This is a genomic window from Saliphagus sp. GCM10025317 (genome assembly GCF_042663665.1).
Taxonomy (GTDB): domain Archaea; phylum Halobacteriota; class Halobacteria; order Halobacteriales; family Natrialbaceae; genus Natronosalvus.
Genome location: NZ_JBHTAQ010000007.1, coordinates 775,422 through 799,003 on the forward strand (window position 1 = coordinate 775,422; position 23,582 = coordinate 799,003).

The following is a 23,582-nucleotide window of genomic DNA, read 5'->3' on the forward strand; positions in this document are numbered from 1 at the left end:
CGATGAATGTTGTTGCCGTCCCGGCCAGCCTGGAACTCGTTGCCGTCCCAGCCCGAAACTGGATAGGGTGGGTTTTTGCCCGCGGAGACGCTACCCGGCAGGCATGGGAGTCGATGTCGGCATTGTCGCTCAGCGAGGGAACGACCGGGCACAGCGACTCGCGGCCTCGCTCATCCGGACCATCCACGACCACGGCGACCATGCCATCGTCGACGAGGCGACCGGACAGGCCATCGACGCGGATTCCACCCCGCTCGAGGCGATGAACGACTGCGCGTTCGTCGTCAGCATCGGCGGCGACGGGACGTTCCTCTTCACGGCCCGCGAAACCGGTGGCGCCCCCCTGGTCGGCGTCAACCTCGGCGAGGTCGGCTTTCTGAACGCCATCTCTCCCGCCGATGCCGTCGAGACGGTCGAGACGTTGCTCGAGGAAGCCCACGAAACCGGATCGACCACCGGTCGCTCCGTCGCTCGCCTGACGGCCACCGGAGACAACTGGACGCTCGCACCGGCGCTCAATGAGGTCGTCGTCCACGGCCCGAAGCGGGGTCCGGCAGGCGGGGTCGACGTCGAGGTCGCGATCGACGGCGAAACCTACACCTCAAGCCGGGCCGACGGCGTCCTCGTCTCGACGGCGACCGGTTCGACGGCCTACAACCTGAGTGAGGGCGGCCCGCTGGTCCGACCGACCGTCGACGCGTTCGTCGTCACGCAGATGTGTGCGACCGAGGCGATGCCGCCGCTGGTCGTCGGCACCGAGAGCGAAATTACCCTCACCGCTTCCGGCGCCGAGACGGCCTGGGCGATCAGCGACGGGCGCAATCGACAGCCACTGGACCTGCCCGAGACGGTGACGGTCCGGGCCGCCGACGATCCGATCACGTTGGCGGGGCCGTCGGTGAACTTCTTCGACGCGCTCGAGAAACTCGAGTGAGCACGGACTACCGTCTGCTGACTTCCGCTCCGTCCTCGCCTTCGACCAGCCGCTCGAGATGTTCGGGCGGAACCGCACCCTGGGCGGCGTAGCCCTCGTAGACGAACGTCGGGACGCCGCGCACGCCGGCTCGGCCCGCCTCCGAAAACAGTTCCTCGAGGCGTGATTGGAGGCTCTCGTCTTCGTCATCGAGCGTCTCCCGAACGACGTCGATGACGCTGGCCTCGTCGGCGATTTCGAGCAGGACGTCGCGGTCGCCGATGTCGCGGCCGTCCTGCCAGAGGGCGTCGTAGATCGCGACGTCGAACGCCTCCCAGCGCTCGGGCGCGGCAGACGCGACGGCCAGCGAGGCGAGTTGGGCGTCGTAGGAGTCAACCTCGACGGCGAGGTCCTGGACCATCTCGGCGTCGTAGCGCTCCTGGAGTCGGCGGACGTTTTCCCTCGCCTGCTCGAAGTACTCGTCGTCCTTACCGTCGTCGACGTCGTGATCGATCGAGCCGTCGGGGTTTCGCTTTCCGCGTCGGAGGTCGAACGGGTGCCAGTCTATGGCGAGCGGTTCCTCCCGGGACTCCCGGTAGCGCTCGAGGGACTGGCGTCCGAGGTAACAGAACGGGCAGACGTAGTCCGCGTAGAGAGTGATTGTGTCCGGGCCGTCGCCGTCACTCGCTCCGGAGTCGTTCGACTCGAGGCCGCGCTCGTCGTCGATCGGGCTCGACTGGTCGGTGGTCATCGTGCGTCGTAGGGTCGCCGTCCACAAAAGGGCCGTCCTGCTCGAAGCCGTTGCCGGTATCACTCGTCGTGGAACTCGTCGCCCGTGCCGTCGACGCCGTCGGTTTCGTCGTCACTCGTTGCGTCCGCTTTCGCTCCCTCGCCCTCCGCTTCGTCTCCGTCGACGGGCTCCGTCACGCCCGTCGGCAGGTTCGGATCGCGGTAGGGTGCCCGTCCGTAGGCCGGGAGCTCCCCCTCGAGCTGTCCCTTGAGTACGCGGCGAAGCCGGTTGAGACTCGTCGTATCGAGCCCGTGACGGGCCGCGAGTCGCTCGAACGTCGGGTCGTCGGTGATGTCGTGGGCGCGGTACTGGCCGAACAGTTCCTCCATTCGCTCGGGCGAGAGGTCGCTCACGTCGACGTCGTCGAGGCCGAAGTACGCGCGCCGGTCGACGTCGACGACGTGACGAATCACTACCAGCGCGACCGTCGCGATGGCGCGCTGGCTCCCGAACGCGGTGAGATCGATCTCGTCCATGACGCCCAGCGCCAGATCTCGCTGCCACGGCGTCAACTCGAGGGCGTTACAGAACGCCTGGGTCGTCCGTAACCGGTCGAGTCGGTGGGCGCGTTCGGCGTATCCTGGCGTGGCGGGGTGTTGCTCGTCGTGGAGTCGACGGACGCTCGACGAGAGGTCCGTCTCGGGCGAGTCGGGCCGGCCGATGACGGTCGCGCTCGGCGTGATGACGCCCCACTGGCGAACGGTGGCGTCGCGCTGGTGAGCGGCCCGCGAGAGCGACCCCGAGCCGGGACGGGTTTCGATTTCCCGCTCGCCGTCGTCGCCACTCGGTCGCTCGAGCCTCGCTCCCTGTGGCACGCCGTTCGGACTCATCCTCGTGCGTGGATGGAACGTAGACGGTGAAAAACCCTCGCTCGTGTTCTCCTCGAGTGATAGGTTCGTACTCTGGCCGCGAAGCCACCACTATGGAGAGTGAAACGTCGACGCCGCCAAAATCCCCTTCATAGCTCTACCTTGTGACGAGAGGTACTTAAAGGAACTCGCGTACTGGCGACCCGTCGTTTGGCCCGCTCTGTCGAGTCGATCAACCGCTCGAGACCGTCTCACGCTCGAGATTCGACGTAGCTGTTCTCTCGAGGTTCGACCTACGCTGACCGCTCGAGGCTCGCTCCCAGGTCGTAGAGCACGTCGAAGAACGACGGGAACGAGACGTCGACGTGTTCACTACCTGCGATGCGCGTCTCGCCCTCCGCCTGGAGAGCCGCGACGGCCAGCGACATGACGATTCGGTGGTCGTGCCGGCCGTCGACCGCCGCGCCCTCGAGCGAGGAGTCGTCGCCGTGGACGGTCAGGGAATCGCGCTCCTCCGTTGTCCGCACGCCCATCTTGCCCAGCTCTTCGGCCATCGCGCTCACGCGGTCGGTCTCCTTGTAGCGGACGTGTTCGGCGTTCGTGATGTGGGTATCACCGTCGGCGACGGCGCCCAGGACCGCGATCGTCGGTAGCAGGTCGGGCGTGTCCGCGACCGACACCTCGACGCCCTCGAGGTCGCTCCTGGAGACCTCGAGGACCCCCTCCTCTCGGTCCCAGGCCACGTCGGCGCCCATGCGCTCGAGGGTCTCGAGGATGGCGCTGTCGCCCTGTGCGCTCGGATAGACGCCACGGACGCGGACGCTTTCGTCGCCGGCGACGGCGCCCGCGGCCGCCAGGTACGAGATCGAGGAGAAGTCGCCGGGGACGTGGTACGAACCGCCTGCGGCCTGGTAGGACTGCCCGCCGTCGACGGCGAAGCCGTCGCCTGTGCGTCGGGCGGTGACGCCGAAGTCCTCGAGGACCTCGAGGGTGACGTCGACGTAGGGCGCCGACTTGAGTTCCGTTTCGAGGGCAATCTCGAGGCCGCCCTCGAGCAGGCCGCCGGCCATCAGCAGGGCCGAGACGTACTGGGAGGAGACGTCGCCGGGGATCGAGGCGCGGTTTCCGGAAACGGGACCGGTGACGACCAGCGGCGCCTGCCCGTTCCCGCGCGTGCTGAACGCCTCGCCGCCGAGGTCGTCGATCGCCTCGAGCAGCGGTCCCTGCGGGCGCGAGCGGAGCGATTCGTCGCCCGTGAGGACGGTCGTCCCGTCGGCCAGCGCCGCGGTCGCGGTGACCAGGCGCATCGTCGTGCCGCTGTTGGCGCAGTCGATCACGTTGTCCGGGACGTTGGGCCGACCGCTAAAGCCTGATACCTCGAGGCGGCCGCCGTCCGCCCAGAGGACGTCCCCGCCGAAGGCCTCGACGGCGCGCGCGGTCGCCTTCGTATCGGCCGACCAGAGCGGATCGTGGACGGTCGCCTCGTCGGCGTAGCCCGCAGCCAGGATGGCCCGGTGAGTGTAACTCTTCGACGGCGGCGCGCGGGCGGTCCCGCGAACGCTCGAGGGCGAGAGAGTGACGTGCATGGTCGTCGTGTGGTGGACGGGGCATAATACGATACCGGTGGACTGGATATTTGCACGCGTCCCGCAAGCCTTATGTATAGATTAGTACATTGATGTACGATAATGGAAACCACTGGCGACCTCGCGGCGTCCGTCCGGTCGATCCTCGAGTCGGCCGGCGAACGCGGCGGGGCCGACGCGGCTCTCGACGTCGACCCGCGCTCGTTTGCACGCGCGCTCGAGCGGGCCGAAGCCGACGGACGTGTACCGATCATCGCGGAAGTAAAGCCGACGAGCCCCACGAGCGACGGGGTTCGGGACGACGACCCGGCTACCCTCGCCCGGGAGATGGTCGCGGGCGGGGCGACGGCCATCTCCGTCCTCACCGAACCGACTCACTTCGGCGGTTCCGCTGACGCGCTTCGAGACGTTCGAACGGCCGTCGACGTCCCTGTGTTGCGCAAGGACTTCGTCCTCGAGGAAGCCCACCTCGACCTCGTGGAAGCCGATCTCGTGCTCTTGATCGCCCGCTTCGTCGACGATCTCGCAGGACTGCTCGCTGCCGCGCGGGAACGGGGTTTTCAGGTCCTCGTGGAGGTCCACGATCGGGCGGAACTCGAGGCGGCCCTCGAGGCGGGCGCCGATATCGTCGGCGTGAACAACCGCGACCTGGCTCGCCTCGAGGTCGACCTCGAAACCTTCGAGTCGGTCGCGCTCCACGTCCCCGACGACGTGACGCTGATCGCAGAGAGCGGCATCTCGACGCCGGCGGACGTTCGGCGAATGCGCGAGGCGGACGCCGACGCGCTGCTCGTCGGGAGCGCGATCATGGATCACGCGGGCGAAACGGACGGCGACGTGCGTGCGAATACCCGGCGGCTGACGACGGCGGAGACTGATACGACATGACCGAGCTAGAGGCGAGCGACGACGGCACCGAACGCGCCCCAGCTGGGCGCGAGAACGAAACGGAACACGAGGGGGACGAGCAATCTCTCGAGGACGGTACCTTCGGCCGCTTCGGCGGCCAGTACGTCCCTGAAGCGCTGATGCCCGCCCTCGAGGAGCTCGAGGACGCCTACCAGCGATACGTCCTCGCGAACGAGGACGGCTTCATGGACGAGTTCCGCCGACGGCTCCGTGAGTTCGGCGGACGACCGACGCCACTCCAGCGGGCCGACCGACTCAGCGAGCGCTACGACCGGGACGTGTACCTCAAGCGCGAGGACCTGGTCCACGGTGGCGCGCACAAACTGAACAACGCGCTCGGGCAGGTCCTGCTCGCGAAGTACATGGGCAAGGAGCGAATCATCGCCGAGACCGGCGCGGGCCAGCACGGGACCGCAACCGCGATGGCCGCCGCCCACCTGGACGTGCCCTGCGAGATCTACATGGGCCGGACGGACGTGAACCGCCAGCGACCCAACGTCTTCCGGATGCGGATCAACGGGGCCGAGGTGAACCCGGTCGATGCGGGTCGCGGAACGCTCAAGGAGGCCATCTCGGAGACGATGCGCGACTGGTCCCAGACGGTCGAGGACACCCACTACGTCATCGGCTCGGTCGTCGGTCCTCACCCGTTCCCAGCGATGGTCCGAGACTTTCAATCGGTAATCTCCGAGGAGGCCCGCGAGCAGTGTCTCGAGCAGGTTGGCTCGCTTCCCGATTCGGTGCTCGCGTGCGCGGGCGGTGGATCGAACACGATGGGGGCGTTTCACCACTTTACCGCCGACGAATCCGTGTCGCTCTACGCCGTCGAAGCCGGCGGCTCCTCGCTCGAGGTCGACGAAGATGCAGGAGTCGCGCCCAACTCCGCGACGCTCTCGACGGGCACCGAGGGGGTCCTCCACGGTGCGCGAACGCACCTTCTGCAGGACTCCCACGGCCAGATCATGGAATCCCACAGCGTCTCCGCCGGCCTCGACTACGCCGGCGTCGGCCCCGAACTCGCCCACCTCGTCGAAACGGGGCGGGTGACGCCCGTCACCGTCGACGACGACGCCGCGCTCGAGGCGTTCCACCGGCTCTCGACCGAGGAGGGGATCATCCCGGCGCTCGAGACGGCCCACGCCTTCGGCTTCCTCCACGAGGCCGCCGGGCGCGACGACGCCGACGAGGTGCTGGGCGACTCGGTCGTCGTCACCGTCTCCGGTCGCGGCGACAAGGACCTCGAGACGGTGATCGAGGAGACGGAAAAACGCGGCCTCAAGGCCGCGCCCGACCTGTCGGTCTTCGCGAGCGAGGGGGGACTACGATGAGCGACCGCATCGACGCGGCGTTCGCCGACGGCCCAGCGTTCGTCCCGTACCTCGCGGCGGGCGATCCGACCTACGAGGCTTCCCTCGAGTACGTCGAGGCCCTGGACCGGGGCGGCGCGGACGTGATCGAACTCGGCCTCCCCTTCTCGGAGCCGATCGCGGAGGGACCGACGATCCAGGAAGCCGTCGTTCGCGCGCTCGAGGGCGGGATGACGCCCGAGCGCTTCTTCGCGTTCGTCGAGGACCTCGAGGTCGAGGCGCCGCTGGTGTGTATGACGTACTACAATCTGATCTACCAATTTGGCGAAGAACGAGGGCCCAGACCGTTCGTCGAACGCGCCGCCGAGGTTGGCCTCGAGGGATTCGTCGTCCCCGACCTCCCGGCCGAGGAGGCCGACCCGCTGCGCGACGCGTGCGACGAGTTCGGTCTCGACCTGATCTTCATCGTCGCGCCCACCACCCGCGGCGAGCGCCTCGAGCGGATGCGCGAGCGCGTGTCGGGGTACGTCTACGTCCAGGCGCGACTCGGGACGACCGGCGCGCGCGAGGACGTCTCCGATCAAACCAACGCAAGCCTCGAGCGACTGGCCGACTGGGACGTCCCGAAGGCGGTCGGCTTCGGCATCAAGACCGGTGACCACGCCGAGCGCATCGTCGCCTCGGGGGCCGACGGGGTCATCGTCGGGAGCGCCCTGGTGGACATCGTCGCCGAGGGCCACGAGAACGACGAACCGACCGCCGAGACTGCGGCCCGCCTCGAGGCGAAGGCTCGCGAACTCGCCGAGGGCTCCGCCCGCGGCGCGAACCCGGAAAACGTACCGCAACCAGAACAGACATAACCACCAGTTTGCTACACATTCGCAATATGACTTCGACAGCCGGACTCGACGCACGACTCGACCGCATCGGAACAGACAAGCGGTACGTCATCGTTCCGATGGACCACGGGATCACCCTCGGCCCCGTCACGGGCCTGAAAGACATCGAATCGACCATCGACGCGGTCACCCGCGGCGGCGCCGACGCCGTCTTGACCCAGCGCGGTATCGCCCCGCGCGTCCACTCGAGCAAAAACGACGCGGGCTACATCGTCCACCTCAACGCCTCGACGACCATCGGGCCGGACGAAAACGACAAGCGCCTCACGGGGACCGTCGAGGACGCGATCAGGGCCGGTGCCGACGCCGTCTCCTTTCATATCAACGTCGGTTCGACCCACGAACCTGGCCAGCTCGAGGACCTCTCGAAACTGACCAGCGCGGCCGACCGCTTCGGCATCCCGGTCCTCGCGATGGCCTACGCGCGCGGCCCCGACGTCGCGGGCGACGACCCCGAGGCACTCGGTCACGCCGTCCGTCTCGCCGAGGAGGTCGGTGCCGACGTCGTGAAGACCGGCTACAGCGGCGACGCCGACAGCTTCGAACACGTCGTCGAGGCCACCCGACTCCCGGTCGTCATCGCTGGTGGCTCCCGCGGCACCGACCGCCAGACCCTCGAGATGGTTCGCGGCGCTGTGGACGCCGGTGGTGCGGGCGTCTCGATGGGTCGGTCGATCTTCCAGCACGAGGACCCCGAGGGGATCGCCCGTGCCGTCGCCGCGGTCGTCCACGACGACCGGGGCGTCGACGAAGCGCTCGAACTCGGCGGACTGGCGCTCGAGGTGTGAGTAGACGACGAGGAACTCGAACTCGATGGACTGGCGCTCGAGGACCACGTGATCCGCGACACTGATCGCCACGAACGTATTCGGGTCGTGTCGCCTTCTCGACCGATGGGATTAAAAGCTCCTTCTTCGAATTTCCACGCGAATGGTTCGGGATCCACTCACCTCGGACGTCGCCCCCTCGGCCGAGGACATCTGCGCCGCCCTGGACGATCCCGATAGCCGCGAAATCATCCGCCACCTCGACGAACCCATGACAGCCGCAGAACTCAACGCCCGCTGTGACATCCCACAGTCGACGCTGTACCGAAAACTCGAGTCGCTGACCGAGGCAACCCTGCTCGAAGAGTCGACCGAGATTCGACGCGACGGCCACCACGCGAGCAAGTACGGGGTCGCCTTCTCCGAAATCACGCTCGCACTCGAGGACGACAACACCCTGAGCGCCAGAATCGAGCGCCCGCCGCGGACGGCCGACGAACGTCTGGCCGACCTCTGGTCAGAGGTTCGGGAGGAACTCTGACTATGAGTCCGAACGCGGTCGACGACGTGAGCGTGATGATCGCGCTGACCATCGTCAAGACGCTGATCCTGGTCGTCGGCGGGGCGATTACGTTCCTGACGCTCAAGGCCTACCGCCGGACGAGGCGGCGCGAACTGGGGTTGCTGGCGGTCGGGTTCGGTGTCGTGACCCTCGGGTTCGTCCTCGCGGGGGTGCTCTTCGAGGTGCTCGAGGTGCGACTGGCCGTCGGAATCCTGATCGAGAGCCTGCTGGTGCTCGGCGGATTTCTGGTGATTGCGTACTCGCTGTACGTCGATTGAGCGGGTGGCGCCACGTGGAGAGAGACAGCGAAGTCGTCGGAGGTGCGTCACACGCGGCGTCGGTGGGTGAAACGCGGGTTTTAGCTTGGCACAATTATATGGGCTTTCTAACATATTTTTCGCTCATGCACCGACGAACGCTGGTCGCTGCTGTCGGCGCGACAGTCGCTGCCGCCGGTTGCCTCGACCAGTCGCCTGGATCCGATTCCACTGGTGAGCCGGGAGACGGAACCGATAGCGATGGATCGAACGAGAACGGGACCGATGGTGAGAACGGAAACGACAGCGACTCGAACTCCACTACCGACCCCGACGGGGGCCCACGAACGGTTGACGTGGAGTCCGTCGTCGCCGCCTTCGACGGCCAGGTGGAACGGCCGGAGTGTACGAGGGAATCGGAGACCGTCGAACTCGAGCGCGGCGACGAGACGAGCGAGTACGAAACCGAGGCGACGATTCCGTACCCCGATCCGCCGAACTCGTTCGACGACGACGCGATCTTCGAGTACGTCGCGGACTTCGAAGAAGCCTACATCACCCACAGCGTCCTGTGCGAATCGAGTGCAGAATACGTTTTCGACGTCGCCAACAGCGTGCGAGAACAGCACCTCCTCGGGTGGGACGACGAGATCACGGTGATGTTTTGCCGTCGTCTCGCGGGCGCTACCCACGGCGCCGACGAGGACGGCAACGAGTGGCAGGCGGACATCGGGGACGACGGGGTCGCCTACGCGATCGACGAAACGGGCGCGGCCAGGGTTCGCGTCGGTACTCACGACGTCGAGGCGTACGAGGCCGACGGCCCCAGTCCGCTCGAGGAGGGAGATCTGGTCGCTGTCTTCGAGTAGCCCGGTGGCCGCTCTCGCCTCCGTCGACACTACAAAATCGATAGGTAGATGCTATCGAACCGGTAGCGGCGGCTCGAGTCGCCGGCAATCTCGAGAACAGAAGCGAGACAGAATCGATCGGGGACTCGAGGCTATCGGCCGCCGGCGTAGAGAATCGGGCCGACCAGCACCAGCACGACGCCGATCAGGCGGAAGACGACCATGTTGTCGGTCAGGCTCGTCGGTACCAGCAGGAACAGCGCACCCAGCGCGGCGAGGTTGATGCCCATGATCTTCATCGACTTCAGCGGGAGCGTCCCGAGGATCGCGAGCACGAGCAACCCGATGAGGGCGTGGCCCATGTGGATGGGGCGCAGCAGGTTGTCGATCGTCTGGAGAGGTACCTCGATCATTCGTGTACGTATCTCCCCACGATTCGGCCTTTAATACTTCGATTGTGTCTCCAGGGCCTCTTCGAGGCACTCGATGGGCGTCTGCGGGCTGGCGCGTCGCCCCTGGCGTGCCGTTAACTGAGTGCGACAGGAGGCACCGGGGGCGACGACCCGCTCACCCGGGCTCTCCTCGACCTGGTCGTACAGAATCCGCCCGATGGCCGCGCTCATCGAGGCGTGTTCGGCCTCGTAGCCGAAACTGCCGGCCATCCCGCAACAGCCCGAGTCGAGCGGATCGACGCGGTAGCCCGCCCGCCGGAGGACTCCGACGGCGTGGTGGTCCTTCCGGGTCGCCTTCTGGTGGCAGTGGCCGTGGTAGGTCAGCCTCTCGTTCCCCGGTGCGAACGAGAGGCCCTCGTCCAGGTCGAACGCGTCGAGGTACTCACAGACCCCGTAGGTCGCCTGTGAGAGCGGACGGGCGTCCTCGCCGAGGAGGTCGAGGTAATCCGACTGGAACATGATGGCGTCGGAGGGCTCGATGACGACCACGTCCCAGCCGTCCTCGAGAGCGGGTTCGAGCGTCTCCACGTTCTCTCGAGCGGTTGCCTTTGCCTGCTCGAGAAAGCCCTTCGAGAACGCGGGGCGGCCCGTATCTCCCAGGTCGTCCGGCACCGCGACGTGGACGCCGGCAGCCTCGAGGACTCGCACGGCGGCTTTCCCCGCCTCGGGGTTGTTGTAGGTCGTGAACGTGTCCGGGTAGACGACCGCCTTCCGGTTCGCTCCCGACAGCGGCCGCAGGGTGCCGCCACGGTCCTGGAACCAGTTGGTGAACGTCCGCCGGTGGAACCGGGGCAGCGGTTTGTCGGCGCTGATGCCGGCGACGGCCTCCATCATCCGCCGTGCGCCTGGGAGCTTCGGTCCGAGGTTCGACAGCGGAGCCAGCCGGGAGCCCCACCGCGAGAGGTCGTGGACGTTCGCGAACAGGCGGTCGCGCAGGCTCGCACCGTGTCGGCGGTGGTGCTCGTGGGTCACCTCGGCTTTGAGCTTGGCCATGTCGACCTCGCTGGGACAGTCGATCGCACAGCCCTTGCAGCCGATACAGAGGTCGAGGACTTCGTCGAGGAATTCGTCGGTGAAGGCCTCGCCGGGCTCGAGGTCGCCACTCATTGCCTGCCGAAGCGCGTTCGCCCGCCCGCGCGTGCTGGTGATCTCCTCGCGGCTGGCCCGGTAGGTCGGACACATCACGCCGCCGGTCGTCGACTGGTCGCCCCGACAGCCGCCACAGCCGTGACAGAGTTCGACCATCCCCTGGAAGCCGTTGTCGACATCCCACTCGAGTTCGGGTTCGAAGTCGGCGTCGAAGGCGTAGTCGGGGCCGAAGCGGTGGTTCTCGGTCATCGCCGTGGGGTCGTCCTCGCGGAAGACGACCTGGCCGGGGTTCAGGAGCCAGTCGGGGTCGAACGCCGTCTTCAGCCGTTCGAAGGTCTCCCAGAGCTCGTCGCCGTACAGTTTGTGGTTCCACTGCGTGCGGGCGCGCCCGTCACCGTGTTCGCCCGAGACCGAGCCGTCGTACTCGACGACCAGGTCCGTCGCGGCATCGGCGATGGACTCCATATTCTCGACTCCGGCGCCAGTTTTGGTGTTCACGAGCGGCCGGATGTGGAGGACGCCGGGGCCGGCGTGGGCGTAGAAACTCGCGTAGGTGTCGTGGGCTTCCAGCACTTCCTGAAAGTCGGCGACGAACGCGGCGAGGTGTTCGGGCGGGATGGCGGTGTCCTCGATGAACGCGACGTGTTTCTCGTCGGTCGTTCGCGAGAGCAAGATCGGGAGGCCTGACTTGCGGAGCTTCCAGACGTTCGTCCTGGTGTCTTCGTCGTAGGCCTCGAGGGCGTCGAACGCGCGAACGTCGGCTTCCAGGACGGGCCGTTCGTCGGCGGGGTCGGCGTCGACGGCCGTCGCGACGGCCGGACAGCGATCGGCGAGGAGGTTCGCCACCTTCCGTTTCCCGTTGGCGTCGTCCTCGGCGTAGAACTCCACGAGGAGGACTGCACCTGTGCCCTCCGGAAGCATCTCGGTCACCTCGACGAACTCCGCGGTCCTGCGCGCGAGGTCGATCAACACGTCGTCGACCAGTTCGACCGCGGCGGGGTCGTGTGCGACGATGGGTTCAACGTCGGCGACCGCCTCGAGCACGCTGTCGTACGCCAGCAGGGTCATGCTTTTGGTTTCGGGAATCGGCTCGAGGGCGACGGTGGCCTCGGTGACGATGGCGAGCGTGCCCTCGCTGCCACAGAGGAGTTTCGCGAGGTTGATCGTCCCGCCGTCGGCGTCGCGTTCGCCGGCCTCTCGAATCGCTCCGCGGGCGTCCTCGAGCAGCCAGTCCAAATTGTACCCCGAGACGTTTCGCTTGAGGTCGGGGTACCGATCCGCGATCAGGTCGCCCTCCACCTCGAGAATCCGCTCGACTTCGGCGTAAATTCGCGACTCGAGGTCGTCACCGTCGGCGAGGTCGGGGAGGTCCGCGAGGGCGACCTCGCCGAAACGGGTGACGGTGCCGTCGGCGAGGACGACTTCCACCTCCTCGACGTAGGCGTCGGTCTTGCCGTACTGCAGGGAGTGGGCCCCCGTCGAGTTGTTGCCGATGGCGCCCCCGAGGGCGCTCTTGTCCCCCCAGGCGGGGTCGGGCGCGAACTTCAGGTCGTGGGGGGCGACGGCCTCGTTGAGTCGTCCCAGCGTGATTCCGGGCTGGGCGGTCGCGCGCTGAGCGTCGAGGTCGACCCCGAGGAGAGCGTCCATGTCGGTCGTGAAGTCCAGGACGACGGCCTCGTTGACGCTCTGGCCGGCGAGGCTGGTGCCGCCGCCGCGGGGGAGGACGGGAATCTCGCGGCGAGCGCAGTAGTCCATCACGGCGGCGACGTCGGCCGTCGAAGTCGGGAAGACGACGGCGATGGGCGTCATCTCGTAGATGCTCGCGTCGGTCGCGTAGAGGGAACGGGAGTACGAGTCGGCGCGGACGTCGCCCTCGACGACGCGCGCGATGTCCTCCACGAGCGCGGGGCGGTCGACGTCGTCGCTCCGGTAGTCGTAGGTCGCTCGAGAGTCGGCGGCGGGGTCGGCGCCGCGCTCGGTAGCCATACCTCTCTGTTTGCCGTCGATCGTATAAAGCGTCGGGCATGCGGCGAGGTGGTGCGTCGGCGTCCGTCTTCCCAAAACCGCCGACACGCCGACCCATCGCCCTCGCTACACCGCTGCTGTCGCGCTCGTCTCGAGTCGGAGCGTTTCTATACTGCTCTCGTCCACACTCGAGTATGCGAGACATCTGCATCGTCGGCGGCGGCGTCGCCGGCCTCTCGGCGGCCATCTACACTGCCCGCAACGGACTGGACACCCTCGTCGTGGACGGGGGCGAATCGATCCTGGCACGCAATGCCAGCCTCGAGAACTACCCCGGGTTTCCCGACGGCGTCGACGCCCGCCGGTACCTCGCGCTCGTTCGCGAGCACGCCGGGAACGCCGGCGCCGAGTTCGAACTCGGTTACGTCACGAGCGTCGAGCAACACGATTCCCAGACTCCTGAAGCGGGATTCGTCCTCGAGACAGACGGTGGCGAACCGCTCGAGGCACGCCGAGTGATCGCCGCCTCCTGGGCCGACAGCGAGTACCTCACGCCCCTCGACGTCGGTCGCGAACAACGCGGGAGCAAATACGTGGTGAGCGTCGACGAAGCGGGTCGGACGGCCGTCAACGGCGTCTACGCCGCGGGGCGACTCGCGGGTGAACCCCACCAGGCGATCGTCGCCGCCGGCCACGGCGCGAAGGTCGGCCTCGCTACGATTCACGACTCTGGCGTTCCGTTCTACCACGACTGGGTCGCCCCCGAGGGCTACTTCACGGGCCGCGACAGGGACGTGCCGCCGGCCTGCGAGGAGATCGACGAGGCGGAGCGGCGCGAGCGAGATGAACGGGCGAGAGAACGGATGCTCGAGGCGTTCGCGGAGCCGCTCGAGGCCGAGCCGACGATGCACCCGAGCATCGCCCGCGACTGATTCGGCCGTACATCACAAACATCGTCGGCAATCGTCGGCGCTCGACGGCGATCCATACGCATTTTACACCTCCCGCCGAAGATCAACCGAGAATGCTCGAGGGAGTCAACGTCGCGCTCGGGGTTTCGGGGTCGATCGCGGCCGTCAAGACGGTCGAACTCGCCCACGAGTTGCGCCGGCAGGGGGCGAGCGTCCGCGCGGTGATGACCGACAGCGCCCGCGGGATCATCCACCCGTGGGCGCTCGAGTTCGCGACCGACCGCGAGGTCGTCACCGAAATCACGGGCGGGGTCGAACACGTCGAACTCTGTGGGAACGACGGCTGGGCCGACATCCTCTTGCTCGCGCCGGCGACGGCCAACACCGTTGGCAAGATCGCCGGTGCGGTCGACGACACCCCGGTCACGACCTGCGCCACGACGGCCCTCGGCGCCGGCATCCCCGTCGTCGTCGCCCCGGCTATGCACGAACCGATGTACGATCACCCCGGCGTGCTCGAGGCCATCGAGCGCGTCGAGTCCTGGGGCGTCGACTTTGTCGACCCGCGCGTCGAGGAGGGGAAGGCCAAGATTGCCACCGAGGAGGCCATCGTTTGTGCGGTCGCGCGGGCCACGAGCGATCGGCCCCTCGAGGGGCGTCACCTCGTCGTCACCAGTGGCGCGACCAGTGAGCCGATCGATCCTGTTCGCTTACTGACGAATCGCTCCTCGGGGAAGATGGGACGAGCCGTCGCCCGTGCGTGTTACGTCCTCGGGGCCGACGTGACGCTGATCCACGACGGCGACGACGTCCCCTACGCCGACGTTCGCACGATCAAAAGTGCGTCGGAGATGCTCGAGGCGACGCTCGAGGCCTGCGGCGAGGCGGACGCGATCGTCTCGGCCGCTGCCGTCGGGGACTACACCGTCGATGCCAGCGACACGAAACTCCGTTCCGGCCAGGAGCTGACCCTCGACCTCGAGCCGACGCCGAAACTCATCGATCGGGTACGCGAGGCACGTCCCGACCTGCCTATCGTCGCGTTCAAGGCCGAGACGACCAGCGAGGACGAGGCGATGATCGACGCCGCGCGGGAGGTGCTAGAGCGCGTCGACGCGGCCTTCGTCGTCGCCAACGACGCGAGCGTCATGGGTGGCGACCGGACTCGAGCGCTCCTCGTCCACGCCGAGGATGTCGCGCAGTTTTCGGGTGTGAAGGCCGATCTGGCGGACGAAATCGCTCGGTCGCTGGCCGTCGTCGTCGGCTGAGAGACGGGAGGATTTCGATCGGCGTTATCTTCCGCCGCTCGACTGTTCTTTTCAACCGACAAACCTGTCGTCGAAAGCGACCGTCACGAGAATTATATACGTGGCGTTCATGCCGTCAATCGATGACGACCTCTCCCCCCAAGGCTGGTGTCGCGAGGTGACGATGAAGATGGACCGACCCGGCCGGCCGAGCCCGCTCTCGAAGGGCGAAATTTTCGAAGTCCTCCGCAACCAGCGACGGCGCTACGTCCTTCAGTTTTTGAAACAGGACGACCGACCAGTCGAACTCGGCGACCTCGCCCAGCAGGTCGCTGCCTGGGAGTACGAGACGACCCTCGAGGGCGTCACCCCGGAGCAACGAAAGCGAGTCTACACGACCCTCCAGCAGACGCACCTCCCGAAGATGGACACCGCCGGTATCCTCCGGTTCGACTCCGACGACGGGGTCATCGAACCGACCGATCGGACCAGCGATCTCAACGTCTACCTCGAGATCGTCCCCGGCAGCGAGTTCGCCTGGCGCGAACTGTACCTCTCGCTGGGCGCAATCGGCTGTGCGCTCGTGGCCGCGCTCTGGCTCGGGATCTACCCGCTCACGATGCTGTCGGAACTCGCCTGGGCGGGCCTCCTCTCGGTGACGATCACCGCTACGGCGGCCGCTCACATCTACTACGAACGGAACATGCGCGTCGGCCACGGCGACGAGCCCCCGGAACTGAGTTACGGACGGTAGCGGAGGAATCGGCGGTCTGTGGCTGTCCCGGGTACGATGTCCGTTTCGAGGGTGACTCGAGGCGCGGCGCGTATCGTCACCTTTTACTCGATATCTCCCTCATCCACGACATGGATCAGTTGAAACGGTCGCTCCTCGAGGCCCCCATCATCGAGAAGAACGGCTACCACTACTTCGTCCACCCCATCAGCGACGGCGTCCCCAAACTCGAGCCCTCCCTCCTCCGCGAAATCGTTATCCGCATCACGCGCAAGGCCGACCTGGAGGACGTCGACCGGATCGTCACCCCGGCCGCGATGGGTATCCACATCTCGACGGCCGTCTCGCTCATGACCGATATCCCGCTGACGGTCATCCGCAAGCGCGAGTACGGCCTCGAAGGCGAGGTCTCTATCTCCCAGAAGACCGGCTACTCGGAGAACGAGATGTTCATCAACGACGTGTACGAGGGCGAGCGCGTGCTCGTGCTCGACGACGTCCTCTCGACCGGCGGCACGCTCGCAGCCGTCCTCGGGGCACTCGACGAAATCGGGGCCGAGGTCGTCGATACCGTTGCCGTCATCAAGAAAGAAGGTGGCGAGAACAAGGTCGCGGACGCGGGCTACGACGTGAAGACGCTGATCAACGTCGACGTCGTCGACGGCGAGGTCGTCATCGTGGACGAAGACGGCGACGACTGAGGCCGCACTCGAGTGACAACGGTCCGTCTGCATCTTGTCCGAAACCGAGACCCCGAAGCGGGCCCTACCGAACGGTCGTTTCGACCCTGTGCTCGTCCTCAGTTTCCGAATGGAGAAGACACATCGACTTGTGGTCGACACCGTGTTCGGTAAACTGCGGATGTTCCCGTTCACAGGGCGTCACGAACGTGGTTTCGACCAGGTCCCGTGCGGCATCGTCCTCGCCGGAAACGAGGTGAGAGAGCACCGAGTCGAACTGTTCTTCGACCTCGCCCGAGGAGAGGGCGTCATCGAGATCGTACTCCGCCCGAAGGTGCGCTTTGAGGCGTTCGTCAGAGATACCGTCGGCCCCGCTCACGTCGGCCTCGAGGGCGTCTCTGAGTTCTTCAACATCGAAGCCGCCGGAGAGCACCTGCTCACGGAAGTTCAGTAGGCTTCGCCAGTTCGACTGCTCGAGGTCGAAGTCCGGGGGTTGGATGACGCGGTGGCACCTGGTATGGAACCGACAGCCCGATGGTGGATTGGTGGGGCTCGGAACCGTCCCCTTGAGTTCGACTTCGTTCATCGACGCGCGGGGATCCGGTGTCGGGATCGACGAGAGCAACGCCTCCGTGTAGGGGTGCTGTGGCGAATCGAAGACGACTTCGGTAGGACCAATCTCGACGATTTCGCCCAGGTACATCACCGCTACTCGGTCACACACCTCTCGGATGACGGACATGTCGTGACTGATAAATAGGAGGGACAGGTCGAACTCCTCCTGCAGGTCGTTGATCAACGCGAGAATTTCCGCTTTCACCGAGACGTCGAGTGCGGAGACTGGTTCGTCGGCGATGATCAGGTCGGGATTCAACACGAGCGAACGAGCGAGCGCGAGACGCTGTTTCTGTCCTCCGGAGAACTCGTGGGGGTACCGGTCGTGATCCGATGGACTGAGTCCGACTCGTTCGATCAGGTCGGACACGATCGCCCGACGTCGAGAGCGGTCCTTCATGCCATGGACTTCGAGCAGTTCGCCAATCGTATCGCCGACCGTCATCCGCGGATCGAAACTCGAGGACGGATCCTGAAAGATCATCTGCGCTTCTCGACGAAACGCTTTCAGTTCCGATCGGTCGTACTTCGTAATGTCTTCCGGGCGGGAGGCATCTCCCCCGCCGTGGAACAGAATTTCGCCGGACGTCGGTTCCTCAAGTCGAATGATAGAGGTTGCAGCGGTCGACTTGCCACACCCAGATTCGCCGACGAGTCCCAGCGTTTCGCCTCGACCGAGATCGAAACTGATGCCGTCGACCGCGCGGGCAGCGCCGACCTGTCGATTGAAAAAACCCTTTTTGATCGGATAGTGTTTCTTCAGATTTCGGACCGACAGTAGCAGATCGTCAGTCATTGAGCGAGTTCACCTCGTTTGGCGTCGTATCGTGCTGTGTCGTTCCTGGATCGACGACCGAACTGTCGTACCCGTACTGATAGTAGATGCACGATACGCGATGATTAGACTGGAGTTCGACTTCCTCGGGTTGATCCCCCACCTGACAATCGTCGGTCGCATGCTCACACCGGTCGGCGAATCGACAACCACTCGGTGGATTGATTGGCGATGGAAGTGTTCCGGGGATGCCACCAGTCGTTCCGTTTCGACCGGGAAGACAGTCGAGTAGCTGCTGGGTGTACGGGTGTCCTGGCCGATCGAAGATATCGTAGACGCTGCCGCGCTCCATGACTTTCCCGGAGTACATAACGACGATTCGATCGGCGATCTGGGCGACCACGCCGAGGTCGTGCGTCACGAAGAGAATCGCCATTCCGAACTCCGCTTGCAACTCCTTGAGCAACTTGAGAATCTGTCCCTGAACCGTGACGTCGAGTGCCGTCGTCGGCTCGTCTGCGATGAGGAGGTCAGGGTCGCCGATGAGCGCCATGGCGATCATAATGCGTTGTTTTTGCCCACCCGAGAACTCGTGTGGATAATCGTTAAACCGGGCGCTCGCGTTGGCAATCCCGACGCGGTCGAGGAGGTCGATGGCCTTCGCTCGCGCGTCCTGGGTGGAGATGTCGGTGTGGACTTGCAACGCCTCGACGATCTGCCAGCCAACCGTGTAGCAGTGGTTCATCGCGTCTTGTGGGTTCTGGAAGATATGGGAAATATTGTACCCGCGGATCGACCGCAACTGTTCTTCGGTCATCTCCAGCAGGTTCTCTCCCTTGAAGCGGACTCTCCCCTCGACCGTCCCGGGGGGAGACTTGATCAACCGCGTAATCGATTCGGTCGCTACGGTCTTCCCAGAGCCGGATTCGCCCACGATACAAACGGTCTCACCCGCGTTGATCGTGAAGTCGACTCCGTCGACGGCGACGAGTTCGCCGTGATCGGTGCGGAACGTCGTTCTGAGGTCTTCGACCTCGAGTAAGGGTTTGTCAGTCGTCATTATTCGGACTCAGCCTCCGCCTGCGGATTGAGCGCGTCGAGCAGTGCGTCACCGAGGAAGTTGAACGAGAGGATGGTGAGAAACAGGACGATACCAGGGGCGAGAACGATCCACGGTGCGAACGAGAGGTCGCTACGCCCGGCTGCGATCAGCTGGCCCCACGACGGAATGTTCGAGTCACCCAGGCCGAGATACGCCAACTGCGCCTCGGCGAGTAAGAACCCGGGAATCAGTAGAGTCAGTTGGGTGATAATACTGCTCGCCGTGTTTGGGACGACGTGCCGGCGGACGATCTGGTAAGTACTCGCACCGCTAATCCGGACTGCCTTGACGTACTCTTCCTCGGAGACGGACAGTGATTTGCTCCGTACGTATCGAGCCGTACCGCCCCAGGCGAAGAGGGAAAAGACGAGAATGAACATGCCGAGGCCGGCGCCGTAGATGTACAGGATCAGCAGGAAGAACATCAGCGTCGGGAACGACAGTACGATGTCGACGATACGCATGAGGATTTCGTCGACCCACCCGCCCGCGTACGCGCTGAACGTGCCGACAGAGATTCCGATGGCGGCGACGATTGTCGTCGTGATGAACGCGATCTGCATGCTGATCGTCATCCCGTAGACGATGGAGGTAAAGACCCCTTTTCCACCACGCGTCGTTCCCAGCGGATACTCCCACGTGCCGTGACACTGGCCGTTGGCGGTTTCACCGACACAGGTCGCGACGTTCGCCATGTCGACCGAGAGGAAGACCGGTGGCTGGTGGCCGGCCATGATGTTCTGTTCCGGGGCACTCAGGACGAACGGTCCGAGAATCCCGCCGACGAAGACGATGCCCAGCCAGCCGAGGCTGACGACGGCCGGTCGATTGCGCTTGAACTCGCGCCAGTAGTACTTCGTCCGCCGCGGATTCTGGTAGAGCGGCAAGACGAGATAGAACACGAACAGGAACAGCGTCAGGATGAAGTAGTACTCGAGCGTTTCGATGTTCGCATCGAAGCCGAACGGTTCGAACGTCGGCGTTCTGTGATCGAGGACTCGCCAGTCGTACAGCGCGAGGAGGATCACCGGGAAGCTGCACAGGAGCATCCCGAGTGAGTTGATCGAGAGTCCAAACCCGCCGGAATCGGAGATGGAATCCCAGTCGATGTCGTCGAATCGATCGTGACTTTCTGTTGCCATTGTGTGTTGAATATGTGCGTTATCTGTCGTCGTAGCTAATCCGCGGGTCGAGCACGGTGAACACGAGGTCCTCGAGGAGGTTCCCGATCACGGCGATAAATGTGAAGAACAACGTCGTCCCGAGGACGAGGTTCGTATCCTGTGCGACCAGCGCGTGGTAGGTTACTCGTCCGAGCCCAGGAATCCCGAAGACGACCTCGACGAGTAGCGACGCTCCGAGGAACAGCGCGAGGAGCTGCCCGACGAGCGTCGTCGAAAGGGGAACGAGGGTCGGCCGCATCACGTGATACGCGTACGCCCGTAGCGGCGATACTCCCTTTGCCTTCGCCGTCTTCATGAAGTCGGCGTTCTGGAACTCGGCCGACTCGTTCCGGGAGACGCGCATGATTCCGCCGATCGAACCGGTCACGAGCACGAACACCGGGAGTGCGAGCTGTCTCGCGTTTTCCAGGCTAAACACGGCGGCGTTCGTGTTGTACGTGACGGGGACCAACTCGAACCAGACCCCGAATATCAGGAGTAACACGATTCCAAAAAAGAAGTTCGGGATCGCGTACCCGAAGAACGCGAAGCCCGTGGCCACATGATCCTTCCAGCTGTACATGTTCGCCGCCGAGTAGACGCCGATGAGCGGCCCGAGGAGGATCGTCAAAATCGTCCACGGAATCGAGTACTGGGCCGTGTAGTACAGCGACTGGTAGACCGCCTCGGTGACCGGTTGACTGCGGTATTCGGACCAGCCCCAGTCGAGCGTGTAGACCCCCTGAACGAAATCGAAATATCGCACGTGAAGCGGGTCGTTGAGTCCCCGAAGTTCGCGTTGCTGTTCGGCCGCAACGTTTGGATCCCCACCCTCGAGTGCGGCTTGCGTCGCCGCCTGTTGAACGGTCGGATCCGGCGATGCAGCCAGCAGGATGAACGTTACCGTGACGATAATCCACGATACGACAAACGCCCAGAGCACCCGCCCGGTGATATATTTTCCAAGTCCCATGTATATGTCTGTATCTCTGTATGTCTGTTATGCAAATAATCCCGCGAGAGACCCTGGCGCCTTACTCCTCGTCGAAGTACCAGGCTGCGAAGTCCCACCCGTTCGAGAAGTTCTCGATCGGTCCTTTGAGGTCTGCGTTGTACCCTGGCGTGTCGTCACCGAAGGTCAGCATGATGTAGGGCTGTTCCTCGGCGAGATTGATGAAGAGGTCCTCCAGCGCGGTCGCCAGCGTCTCCCTGTCCGAGGCCTGCCTGGCCTCTTCGAAGATCGACTGTGCGTCGAAGCCGGGATAGTAGCCGACGGGATTGTAGAACGCCGTTGGTCCGTCGAAGAACGCGTCGTTGGAGAGCGGGTTACGCGGGTAGGTGTTGAGCCCATAGATCAGCGACATATCCCACCCCTGGTTGCTCGTGGCCGACCGCGGTCCCGGGTTCGTCGCCGTGGAGGTTTCCCAGGTAACCTCCTCGCCGTTGACGGTGTCGGTCAGTTCCTCCTCGCTGGGGTCCTCAAGCGGTTCGGCGCTCCAGTACTCGGTGTCGAAGCGGATGGGATCCATCAGGTTCAACTCGACATCGATGCCGAGGTTCTCGCCCAGTTCCTTCTGAATGTGCTCGGCCAGGAGTTGTTGCGTGTCAGCATTGGCGTTGACACAGATCTCGAGATACACCTGGTTACCGTCGGGGTCGACCATCGTGTCGCCGTCGAACGCGTAATCGTACTCGGATTGACCGAACGCCTCCTCGGCGAGGCCGCGGGCATACTCGGAACCGTACTGGTCACCGGATCCGAACTTCGGAATCTCGTCGTCGCCCGGATAGAACTCGCTAAATCGGGGTTGCCAGGTGTAGTGTGGGCTGGCAAATCCGCGGTAGATACCCTCGACGATCTGTTCCTTGTCGATTGCGGCGTTGATCGCCTGGCGGAACTCCTTGTATCGGAACAGGTTGCCTGGTCCCTCCATCCAGCCGTTGTCCCGCATGTTTACGGAGATGATGTTGTTGTACGGGGTCGGAATCTCGTACACGTTGACGTTGTCGAGGTTTCGGAACTCATTGACTCGCTCCGGGGGGACGGCAGCGGTGTCGACGTCGCCGGTTTCCAGCGCATTGAGTCGGGAGGACTGTTCCTCCATGACGTTGATTGTCGCGCCCTCGAAGTAGGGGGCGTTCTCGAACAACCGTCGACCACCGTCGATGTTCTGCAGGTAGTAGTCCTCGTTGCGACTGTAGGTCGTCCCTGCGTCTCGCTCCCACTCGTCGAGGACGAACGGTCCGAGATTGCCCGTAAACTGGAGCTCGAGCAACTCCTCGTCCTTCTTGAGTCCTTCGGCGTCCTCCTCTTCAACGTAGGGCTCGATCAGGTCCTTCGGGATGGGATACAGGAGCGGACCGTAGCTCTCGGGCCAGAGCAGTTGCGGTTCCGGCAGGGTCGCCTCGAACTCTAGCTCGCCCGTCTGTTCGACCTCGATTCCGGCCCAGTAGACGCTGTCGGCGGAGTTCGCCCAGCTGCTTTGGTGAATCTCCTGAATGAGATAGACGAAGTCCTCGGCGGTGACCGAACCGTATGGATCGCTGAACTCGAGCCCTTCGCGAACCTCGAACGTCCACACTTCACCGTCTTCGGTAGAGAGGTCGTACAGCAGCGGGAACAGTTCGTTGTTCTCGTCGAACGTGTACCCCATGTCCAGAACGCGACCGATCGCGTTTCCGGCTCCGTTTTCCGTGTTGTAGATGGGGTTCAACGTCGTGAACGACGAGGCGACGGCCGTGTCGTACGTTCCAGACACTTCCGGTAACTCCTCGAGTTCGTCGTCGATGCCGGACCCACCATTTCCGTCATCGTCGCCGTTTCCGTCGTCGTCGTCGCCGTTGCCGTTGCCGTTGCCGTTCCCACCACTCGTACAGCCGGCCAGGGCGGTCGCGCTCCCGAGTCCGAGAGCAGCAAGCCACTGCCGACGATTCATGTGTGAGGTTGCACCAGTTGTTGCAATGCGTTGCCGTGGCATGACCTACCACTTTCAGCAGACCCCTATAAAACTTTGCATATACCCTACACACTGTCCAGTGAATCGGAAGAGCAGTCTCCACACGCAGTGAACGATTCCAGAAACTGCCATTAATTACGAAAATCACCGTGTTTTCTGAACGATTTTTCTAAACCTATCCGAGGGGAAAATCCAAACGACGCAATTTTATCGGCTTCACGAACAATAGTTATACTTGTCGGGCAG

Annotated in this window: 22 protein-coding genes; 12 read left to right on the forward strand and 10 right to left on the reverse strand. The window is 64.6% G+C overall.

Going from position 1 to position 23,582, the window contains the following annotated elements:
• The first annotated feature begins 103 nt into the window (after positions 1-103).
• Positions 104-934, forward strand: a complete 831-nt coding sequence (locus ACFQS4_RS18400; protein WP_500195210.1) for an NAD(+)/NADH kinase — start codon at positions 104-106, stop codon at positions 932-934.
• Positions 935-941: 7 nt separating this feature from the next.
• Here the strand turns inward: ACFQS4_RS18400 and ACFQS4_RS18405 are convergent, their stop codons facing one another.
• The 3 genes from ACFQS4_RS18405 to aroA all read right to left on the reverse strand — a co-directional run bounded on the left by ACFQS4_RS18405 (position 942) and on the right by aroA (position 4,098).
• Complete coding sequence (locus tag ACFQS4_RS18405) at positions 942-1,664, reverse strand: DsbA family oxidoreductase (protein ID WP_500195212.1); 723 nt, start codon at positions 1,662-1,664, stop codon at positions 942-944.
• Between the two features lie 59 nt (positions 1,665-1,723).
• Positions 1,724-2,533, reverse strand: a complete 810-nt coding sequence (locus ACFQS4_RS18410) for a DNA-directed RNA polymerase subunit epsilon (protein ID WP_500195214.1) — start codon at positions 2,531-2,533, stop codon at positions 1,724-1,726.
• Between the two features lie 272 nt (positions 2,534-2,805).
• Complete coding sequence (gene aroA, locus ACFQS4_RS18415; RefSeq protein ID WP_500195216.1) at positions 2,806-4,098, reverse strand: 3-phosphoshikimate 1-carboxyvinyltransferase; 1,293 nt, start codon at positions 4,096-4,098, stop codon at positions 2,806-2,808.
• Positions 4,099-4,200: 102 nt separating this feature from the next.
• On the opposite strand from aroA, the gene trpC reads away from it, so the two are divergent.
• From trpC to ACFQS4_RS18450, 7 genes are all read left to right on the forward strand, one after another.
• Positions 4,201-4,986, forward strand: a complete 786-nt coding sequence (gene trpC, locus ACFQS4_RS18420) for an indole-3-glycerol phosphate synthase (protein WP_500195218.1) — start codon at positions 4,201-4,203, stop codon at positions 4,984-4,986.
• Between the two features lie 140 nt (positions 4,987-5,126).
• On the forward strand, positions 5,127-6,335 hold the full coding sequence (gene trpB / locus ACFQS4_RS18425) for a tryptophan synthase subunit beta (RefSeq protein WP_500196669.1): 1,209 nt from the start codon (positions 5,127-5,129) through the stop codon (positions 6,333-6,335).
• Positions 6,332-7,174 carry a tryptophan synthase subunit alpha gene (trpA, locus tag ACFQS4_RS18430; protein ID WP_500195220.1) on the forward strand — a complete coding sequence of 281 codons (843 nt, stop codon included), beginning with the start codon at positions 6,332-6,334 and terminating at the stop codon, positions 7,172-7,174. Before trpB ends, trpA begins: the two co-directional genes overlap by 4 nt.
• 26 nt (positions 7,175-7,200) lie before the next feature.
• The gene (locus ACFQS4_RS18435; protein ID WP_500195222.1) at positions 7,201-8,001 is read left to right on the forward strand and encodes a 2-amino-3,7-dideoxy-D-threo-hept-6-ulosonate synthase; all 801 of its coding nucleotides are present in this window, start codon (positions 7,201-7,203) and stop codon (positions 7,999-8,001) included.
• A 142-nt stretch (positions 8,002-8,143) separates the two neighbouring features.
• Positions 8,144-8,521, forward strand: coding sequence for a helix-turn-helix domain-containing protein (locus tag ACFQS4_RS18440; protein WP_500195225.1), 378 nt, complete (start codon positions 8,144-8,146; stop codon positions 8,519-8,521).
• Between the two features lie 2 nt (positions 8,522-8,523).
• Complete coding sequence (locus tag ACFQS4_RS18445) at positions 8,524-8,820, forward strand: DUF7521 family protein (RefSeq protein ID WP_500195228.1); 297 nt, start codon at positions 8,524-8,526, stop codon at positions 8,818-8,820.
• A gap of 125 nt (positions 8,821-8,945) precedes the next feature.
• On the forward strand, positions 8,946-9,668 hold the full coding sequence (locus ACFQS4_RS18450; RefSeq protein WP_500195229.1) for a hypothetical protein: 723 nt from the start codon (positions 8,946-8,948) through the stop codon (positions 9,666-9,668).
• 131 nt (positions 9,669-9,799) lie between these two features.
• Here ACFQS4_RS18450 and ACFQS4_RS18455 read toward each other — a convergent pair whose 3' ends face one another.
• Positions 9,800-10,060 (reverse strand): DUF8006 family protein, encoded by a 261-nt coding sequence (locus tag ACFQS4_RS18455; RefSeq protein ID WP_253429880.1) that lies wholly within the window; start codon positions 10,058-10,060, stop codon positions 9,800-9,802.
• A gap of 30 nt (positions 10,061-10,090) precedes the next feature.
• Positions 10,091-13,174 carry an FAD-binding and (Fe-S)-binding domain-containing protein gene (locus ACFQS4_RS18460; protein ID WP_500195231.1) on the reverse strand — a complete coding sequence of 1,028 codons (3,084 nt, stop codon included), beginning with the start codon at positions 13,172-13,174 and terminating at the stop codon, positions 10,091-10,093.
• 173 nt (positions 13,175-13,347) lie between these two features.
• Here ACFQS4_RS18460 and ACFQS4_RS18465 point away from each other — a divergent pair, with 173 nt between their 5' ends.
• The 4 genes from ACFQS4_RS18465 (at position 13,348) to hpt (ending at position 16,745) form a co-directional block, all read left to right on the forward strand.
• Complete coding sequence (locus ACFQS4_RS18465; RefSeq protein ID WP_500195233.1) at positions 13,348-14,085, forward strand: NAD(P)/FAD-dependent oxidoreductase; 738 nt, start codon at positions 13,348-13,350, stop codon at positions 14,083-14,085.
• A 92-nt stretch (positions 14,086-14,177) separates the two neighbouring features.
• Positions 14,178-15,332 carry a bifunctional phosphopantothenoylcysteine decarboxylase/phosphopantothenate--cysteine ligase CoaBC gene (coaBC, locus tag ACFQS4_RS18470; RefSeq protein ID WP_500195235.1) on the forward strand — a complete coding sequence of 385 codons (1,155 nt, stop codon included), beginning with the start codon at positions 14,178-14,180 and terminating at the stop codon, positions 15,330-15,332.
• Positions 15,333-15,495: 163 nt separating this feature from the next.
• Positions 15,496-16,065: a DUF7344 domain-containing protein gene (locus tag ACFQS4_RS18475; RefSeq protein ID WP_500196671.1), complete on the forward strand. Its 570-nt coding sequence runs from the start codon at positions 15,496-15,498 to the stop codon at positions 16,063-16,065.
• A 110-nt stretch (positions 16,066-16,175) separates the two neighbouring features.
• Positions 16,176-16,745 (forward strand): hypoxanthine/guanine phosphoribosyltransferase, encoded by a 570-nt coding sequence (gene hpt / locus ACFQS4_RS18480; protein ID WP_312909557.1) that lies wholly within the window; start codon positions 16,176-16,178, stop codon positions 16,743-16,745.
• A 64-nt stretch (positions 16,746-16,809) separates the two neighbouring features.
• On the opposite strand, the gene ACFQS4_RS18485 is transcribed toward hpt, so the two are convergent.
• The 5 genes from ACFQS4_RS18485 to ACFQS4_RS18505 form a co-directional block, all read right to left on the reverse strand.
• The gene (locus ACFQS4_RS18485) at positions 16,810-18,135 is read right to left on the reverse strand and encodes an ABC transporter ATP-binding protein (RefSeq protein WP_500195239.1); all 1,326 of its coding nucleotides are present in this window, start codon (positions 18,133-18,135) and stop codon (positions 16,810-16,812) included.
• Positions 18,128-19,174, reverse strand: a complete 1,047-nt coding sequence (locus ACFQS4_RS18490; protein ID WP_500195241.1) for an ABC transporter ATP-binding protein — start codon at positions 19,172-19,174, stop codon at positions 18,128-18,130. Before ACFQS4_RS18490 ends, ACFQS4_RS18485 begins: the two co-directional genes overlap by 8 nt.
• Positions 19,174-20,358, reverse strand: coding sequence for an ABC transporter permease (locus ACFQS4_RS18495; protein WP_500195243.1), 1,185 nt, complete (start codon positions 20,356-20,358; stop codon positions 19,174-19,176). The genes ACFQS4_RS18490 and ACFQS4_RS18495 overlap by 1 nt, the downstream gene beginning before the upstream one ends.
• 19 nt (positions 20,359-20,377) lie before the next feature.
• The gene (locus ACFQS4_RS18500) at positions 20,378-21,352 is read right to left on the reverse strand and encodes an ABC transporter permease (protein WP_500195245.1); all 975 of its coding nucleotides are present in this window, start codon (positions 21,350-21,352) and stop codon (positions 20,378-20,380) included.
• Between the two features lie 61 nt (positions 21,353-21,413).
• Positions 21,414-23,357, reverse strand: coding sequence for an ABC transporter substrate-binding protein (locus tag ACFQS4_RS18505; RefSeq protein ID WP_500195247.1), 1,944 nt, complete (start codon positions 23,355-23,357; stop codon positions 21,414-21,416).
• Positions 23,358-23,582: the final 225 nt, after the last annotated feature.

What these genes read in the sequence shown, in the direction of transcription:
- ACFQS4_RS18400 (WP_500195210.1), top strand. Translation starts at nt 104, where the DNA reads ATGGGAGTCGATGTCGGCATTGTCGCTCAGCGAGGGAACGACCGGGCA.
- ACFQS4_RS18405 (WP_500195212.1), bottom strand. Translation starts at nt 1,664, where the DNA reads ATGACCACCGACCAGTCGAGCCCGATCGACGACGAGCGCGGCCTCGAG.
- ACFQS4_RS18410 (WP_500195214.1), bottom strand. Translation starts at nt 2,533, where the DNA reads ATGAGTCCGAACGGCGTGCCACAGGGAGCGAGGCTCGAGCGACCGAGT.
- aroA (WP_500195216.1), bottom strand. Translation starts at nt 4,098, where the DNA reads ATGCACGTCACTCTCTCGCCCTCGAGCGTTCGCGGGACCGCCCGCGCG.
- trpC (WP_500195218.1), top strand. Translation starts at nt 4,201, where the DNA reads ATGGAAACCACTGGCGACCTCGCGGCGTCCGTCCGGTCGATCCTCGAG.
- trpB (WP_500196669.1), top strand. Translation starts at nt 5,127, where the DNA reads ATGCCCGCCCTCGAGGAGCTCGAGGACGCCTACCAGCGATACGTCCTC.
- trpA (WP_500195220.1), top strand. Translation starts at nt 6,332, where the DNA reads ATGAGCGACCGCATCGACGCGGCGTTCGCCGACGGCCCAGCGTTCGTC.
- ACFQS4_RS18435 (WP_500195222.1), top strand. Translation starts at nt 7,201, where the DNA reads ATGACTTCGACAGCCGGACTCGACGCACGACTCGACCGCATCGGAACA.
- ACFQS4_RS18440 (WP_500195225.1), top strand. Translation starts at nt 8,144, where the DNA reads ATGGTTCGGGATCCACTCACCTCGGACGTCGCCCCCTCGGCCGAGGAC.
- ACFQS4_RS18445 (WP_500195228.1), top strand. Translation starts at nt 8,524, where the DNA reads ATGAGTCCGAACGCGGTCGACGACGTGAGCGTGATGATCGCGCTGACC.
- ACFQS4_RS18450 (WP_500195229.1), top strand. Translation starts at nt 8,946, where the DNA reads ATGCACCGACGAACGCTGGTCGCTGCTGTCGGCGCGACAGTCGCTGCC.
- ACFQS4_RS18455 (WP_253429880.1), bottom strand. Translation starts at nt 10,060, where the DNA reads ATGATCGAGGTACCTCTCCAGACGATCGACAACCTGCTGCGCCCCATC.
- ACFQS4_RS18460 (WP_500195231.1), bottom strand. Translation starts at nt 13,174, where the DNA reads ATGGCTACCGAGCGCGGCGCCGACCCCGCCGCCGACTCTCGAGCGACC.
- ACFQS4_RS18465 (WP_500195233.1), top strand. Translation starts at nt 13,348, where the DNA reads ATGCGAGACATCTGCATCGTCGGCGGCGGCGTCGCCGGCCTCTCGGCG.
- coaBC (WP_500195235.1), top strand. Translation starts at nt 14,178, where the DNA reads ATGCTCGAGGGAGTCAACGTCGCGCTCGGGGTTTCGGGGTCGATCGCG.
- ACFQS4_RS18475 (WP_500196671.1), top strand. Translation starts at nt 15,496, where the DNA reads ATGAAGATGGACCGACCCGGCCGGCCGAGCCCGCTCTCGAAGGGCGAA.
- hpt (WP_312909557.1), top strand. Translation starts at nt 16,176, where the DNA reads ATGGATCAGTTGAAACGGTCGCTCCTCGAGGCCCCCATCATCGAGAAG.
- ACFQS4_RS18485 (WP_500195239.1), bottom strand. Translation starts at nt 18,135, where the DNA reads ATGACTGACGATCTGCTACTGTCGGTCCGAAATCTGAAGAAACACTAT.
- ACFQS4_RS18490 (WP_500195241.1), bottom strand. Translation starts at nt 19,174, where the DNA reads ATGACGACTGACAAACCCTTACTCGAGGTCGAAGACCTCAGAACGACG.
- ACFQS4_RS18495 (WP_500195243.1), bottom strand. Translation starts at nt 20,358, where the DNA reads ATGGCAACAGAAAGTCACGATCGATTCGACGACATCGACTGGGATTCC.
- ACFQS4_RS18500 (WP_500195245.1), bottom strand. Translation starts at nt 21,352, where the DNA reads ATGGGACTTGGAAAATATATCACCGGGCGGGTGCTCTGGGCGTTTGTC.
- ACFQS4_RS18505 (WP_500195247.1), bottom strand. Translation starts at nt 23,357, where the DNA reads ATGCCACGGCAACGCATTGCAACAACTGGTGCAACCTCACACATGAAT.